The following is a 1,303-nucleotide window of genomic DNA, read 5'->3' on the forward strand; positions in this document are numbered from 1 at the left end:
ATCCTATACATTCAACAAAGTTGAATGTTGGTGATATAAATTTATACTTTAATATGACTCAAGGAAATTTAGATTATGTCGCATTCCCATTTGTTCCTCTCCGAGGGAATCAAATGACTGTGATGACGTCTAGTTTCACTTCAGCCAGTTACCCACAAAAGTAGAAATGTCCACCAATCACATCCATCAAAAGATATGAGAGGTGGAAAGACTTATATTTTGTATTTCGTATGGCTTAGGCTTGAACGGATTTGTACTTCTCGATGAAAGCACTACGTTCTAAACCAGAAGCCGACACCAGATCTTTCAGTTCTTGGTTCATGTTTCCAGTAACAGGTATCTTGTACTGTTTACCATTGACAGTTATATCAACACGTTCTCTTTTCGTTGTAACGTTAGACTTAGCTTTTGCTTTACTGCCTTTGCTTGGCGAAATGCCCAAAGATTCAATTAAGCTATTTCTTGCATCTTCATTTAATCTATTGATTAGTGCAGCTAGATCAGCGACTTTAGACTTATCAATTTCTTTCTTGTACTCATCAGCTACCATAACGAGATTCTGAGAGAGACGACGTAGCTGTTCAATGAAGCTATCAGCATCCTCTTTGAACAACTTATCAATATCCGATTTACTATCTGACAGTTTGAAATTTTTACCACTGGCACGCGAAATTAAAGTTTTGTATCCATTTACATCAAGATCGTGAACAATACCGTTATCATTCTGATTGCTGGTACTTGCCATGTACGATTTCCTTTCTAAATTGGTAGATGTAATACGATACTTATAGAAATCTATTACTATGTCAAGCACTTACATTATAGTGATAATATCATGGGTAAAACGAAGGCCGCTTTCGCGACCTTGTTGAACACCGAATTCATTGAAAACGTTCAAGTACCATATACGCTGGTTGGCACATACTGCCCCGTTCCTGTAGCCAGTAGTAATCAAGATCGGCTACTCGCACATTCAGCCCCGAATCCACACGGTTGATCTGTAACCGTAACCCTATAGTATCCTTGTACGATAAACCAGATTTAACATTGTACTTGTACTTAACGCCACTTTCTTCTTCAAAAGATTCGAGATAAGGGGTGATCTGTTTCTGGATATCTTTCAAACAAATAACTTCGCCATTAATCACAAACGGCTTTTCCATTTTTCCTTCTGGTGAAGTAGCTGCAATAGTAGTTAATGGCATTAGAATGAATAATACTGATAATATTTTTATCATCATTTCTTCCCCTGAAAAAAGATTACTATTTCGAGCAAATCTGTGTAATTGTTCCATTGTGGTTG

2 protein-coding genes are annotated in these 1,303 nt (G+C 37.1%); both read right to left on the minus strand.

Annotated elements, in window-relative coordinates:
* Positions 1-235: 235 nt before the first annotated feature.
* The gene (locus J1785_RS00940; protein WP_217156926.1) at positions 236-745 is read right to left on the minus strand and encodes a hypothetical protein; all 510 of its coding nucleotides are present in this window, start codon (positions 743-745) and stop codon (positions 236-238) included.
* Between the two features lie 136 nt (positions 746-881).
* On the minus strand, positions 882-1,238 hold the full coding sequence (locus tag J1785_RS00945; protein ID WP_217218588.1) for a hypothetical protein: 357 nt from the start codon (positions 1,236-1,238) through the stop codon (positions 882-884).
* Positions 1,239-1,303: the final 65 nt, after the last annotated feature.

This window comes from Rahnella perminowiae (genome assembly GCF_019049755.1).
GTDB lineage: Bacteria > Pseudomonadota > Gammaproteobacteria > Enterobacterales > Enterobacteriaceae > Rahnella > Rahnella perminowiae.

Bases quoted from the DNA above. Each gene is read 5' to 3' on its own strand.
- J1785_RS00940 (WP_217156926.1), bottom strand. From the start codon at position 745: ATGGCAAGTACCAGCAATCAGAATGATAACGGTATTGTTCACGATCTT.
- J1785_RS00945 (WP_217218588.1), bottom strand. From the start codon at position 1,238: ATGATAAAAATATTATCAGTATTATTCATTCTAATGCCATTAACTACT.